The 2,976-nt window shown below is 66.6% G+C and carries 1 protein-coding gene and 2 pseudogenes; all 3 read right to left on the minus strand.

Going from position 1 to position 2,976, the window contains the following annotated elements; translation table 11 throughout:
• Nucleotides 1-536: pseudogene (locus ACWCQ1_RS51850) on the minus strand (IS256 family transposase); the annotation flags it as partial.
• A 17-nt stretch (nucleotides 537-553) separates the two neighbouring features.
• Nucleotides 554-1,759, minus strand: a complete 1,206-nt coding sequence (locus ACWCQ1_RS51855) for an IS110 family transposase (RefSeq protein WP_451030104.1) — start codon at nucleotides 1,757-1,759, stop codon at nucleotides 554-556.
• 219 nt (nucleotides 1,760-1,978) lie between these two features.
• Nucleotides 1,979-2,389 (minus strand): annotated as a pseudogene (locus ACWCQ1_RS51860) (transposase); the annotation flags it as partial.
• Between the last annotated feature and the right edge of the window lie 587 nt (nucleotides 2,390-2,976).

The raw sequence follows: 2,976 nt of genomic DNA on the forward strand, positions 1-2,976 counted from the left end.
AAGGGCACCATCTCGGCCCAGGCGTCGGACCACAGCTTGATCACGGCCGGATACTTGGTGCCCCACCTCTCGGAGAACTCCAAGAACCGTTCGGTTGCGGCGGCCTCGCTGGGAGCGGTGTAAACGGGCTTGAGATCCTTGGCGACCTTGTCCCAGTCCTGGCGGGCACAGTACCGGATGCTGTTGCGAATCAAGTGAACGATGCATGTTTGGACGACCGTGCGGGGCCAGACCGTCTCGACCGCGTCCGGCAGACCTTTCAACCCGTCGCAGACGAGCATCAGGACATCTTCAATTCCGCGATTCTTCAGCTCGGTGAAGACCTGCAGCCAGTGCTTGGCGCCCTCACCACCGTCACCGGCCCAGATCCCGAGGATGTCCCGGGTGCCCTCGACCGTGACGGCCATCGCGACGTAGATGGGCCGGTTGGCGACCTTGCCATCGCGAATCTTGACGTTGATGGCGTCCACGAAGACAACCGGGTAGACGCGGTCCAGCGGGCGGGCCTGCCATTCCGCCATGCCCTCCATCACCTTGATGCTCCTATTGTTGGTCAAGCGGCAGCGAGCCACTCGCGGTAGCTGCTGGCGAAGGCGTCGTCGCGGCGAAGGCCCCGCTCTATATTGGAGATGACGGCGGGCCAGACTCCGAAGTGGTTCGCGGCGGCGGTGAGCGTGATGTTCTTGGCCTGGCGGGCCGGCCTGAGATCCGCGATCTCGGGGACCTCGACCGTGGTAGTCAGGAGACGGAAGACCTCTCGCGCGATCGCGCGCTTGAGAAGCCGGAGGATCTCCTTCTTGGTCCGGCCGGCGTCAGTCTGCCGGGCAACGTAGTCACGGGTGCGCTGGTCACGACGCATACGGACGAGTGCGATCCGGTGGAGGGCCGCGTTGGCAGCACGGTCGCCGCCGCGGGAGAGCCGGTGCCGGTTGGTCTTGCCGCTGGAGGCCGGAACGGGGGCAACACCGCACAAGGCGGCGAAGGATGCTTCGGTGCGCAGGCGGGCAGGATTGTCGCCAGCCGTGATCAACAGCTGTGTCGCGGTGTCGGGGCCGACGCCGTAGGCGGCGCGTAGGCCGGGGTTGAGCCGTGTGACCAGGACGTCCAACTCGGCGGTCAGAGCGTCGTGTTCGGCGGTCAGGCTCTGGACACGCATCGCGAGCGTGCGCAGAGCGGTCAGGACGGGCGCGAGGGCGAGGTCGTTGCCGACCCGGAGCCGGGTCAGCGCGGCGATGCGCTTGTCGCCCTGCAGCACCTCGTACTTCGTGCGGATCGCATTGGGCGCACTGATCAGGATGTGCCCGATCTGGTTCAATGCCGCCGTACGAGCCTTGATTGCAGACCGTGCTGCGTTGTGCAGAGCCCGGATCCCGGAGACGGCGTCGCCTTTGGGGGCACTGGTGGCCCGCCCGGAGACGACTGCTCGGGCGGCGGCATAGGCGTCGATCGGGTCGGATTTGCCGATCCTGCGGCGCTCGGCCTTGTCCGGCCGGTTGACTTCGATCACGGTGAGGCCAGTCTGGTGGGCCGCGCGCGTGAATCCCGACCCGTAGGAAGACGTGCCTTCCACGCCGATGGCGGCAACAACGCCGTGAGCAGCCACGAATGCGAGAGCAGCCGTGTATCCGGCGGGCGTTGTGGGGAACTCGGCGTCGGCGAGCTGGCCGCCGCGGTCGGTGACCACGGCGACGTGGAGGGTGTCGGCGTGGGAGTCCACCCCGCCGATCACCATGGCTGCCTTGGTGTCCGTTCCTGTCATGCTGGAGATGCCTTCCTGACCGGAGGTGGCTCCGGCCGGGCGGGGCAGACAGGACAGCGACGGGGCCTCTGGCCAGGCTCCTATGAGGTCATGATCCACCCGGCCGGGGCCTCGGGGACGGTCCCCGGCAAGCCGGACAGACCAAGGCGAAGACAGTCCAGCAGGACGTCAGTCAGTGATCGAGTCACGACCGCCGGGGACCCGGGTATCACTATCGCTGTCCGTGATCGTGGTGATGGTCTGCTTGGACACCTCCGCCCCGTACACCTCGGCCAGATGAGCCGCTATCTCCCCGTGTGTGAGGCCCTTCGCGGACAGGGAAAGCACCATCTCGTCCACGCCGGTCAGCCGGCGCTGCCGCTTCTTGACGATCTGCGGTTCGAAGGTGCCGGCGGTGTCACGGGGCACCTTCACCTCGACCGGGCCGACGTCGGTCAGCACCGTCTTGGCCCGGGTGCCGTTACGGCTGTTGCCGCTGTTCCTGCCGGCCGCATCGTGCTTGATGTAGCCGACGTGATCGGTGATCTCGCCCTCCAGGGCGGACTCCAGCACCCGCTTGGTCAGCTGCTGCAGCAGCCCACCCTGCCCGGTCAGCTGCAGCCCCTCGGACCGGGCACGCTCCACCAGCATCGCGACGAGCTGCTCGTCGGACACGGGCACAGGCTGCCCAGGCTGGGCACTCTCGACAGGCTCCACGGTCTCCAACTCCACGGCGGTATCAGTCACTTGGCGTCACTCCCATGATCGTCGGATCCGCCGTTAGATCTACACTCCCCGCTTCTCCATTTTCCCTGGTCAGAGACGGCTTGGGTCAGTGATGATGGGTCTTGCCTGCATCGATGCCGGCCCAGATCATGGCCATGTGGTGCCTCCGTGCGGTGTGCTGCGGGCGCTTCCCGACGGACGACCTCGCTGTCGATTCCCTACTCAGCGATCATTCGCAATTCCTAATTGGCAGCCGAGTCGTCGTGGGGCGCTGGGCGGCCATTCACTGAAAGCCACATACGGCAGAGCGTTTTGAACCACACCCGGCGCCCCTGGGCGGGTCAACCGTACGAGGGGCTCACCACACAACGTACGGAGCGTTTTCAGCGTCGTCGCCAGGCGAGCGGGCGGCGGGGTGGCCGGGTGTGGAAGCGGGCCACTTCATCTTCGGTGAGGCCGAGGTGGCCGAGCAGGCGCCGCTGGTCTGGGTGGAGTTGGGGGTAGTGGGTGAT

The sequence above is a fragment of the Streptomyces sp. NPDC002144 genome, assembly GCF_053593695.1.

Bases quoted from the DNA above. Each gene is read 5' to 3' on its own strand.
- ACWCQ1_RS51855 (WP_451030104.1), bottom strand. From the start codon at position 1,759: ATGACAGGAACGGACACCAAGGCAGCCATGGTGATCGGCGGGGTGGAC.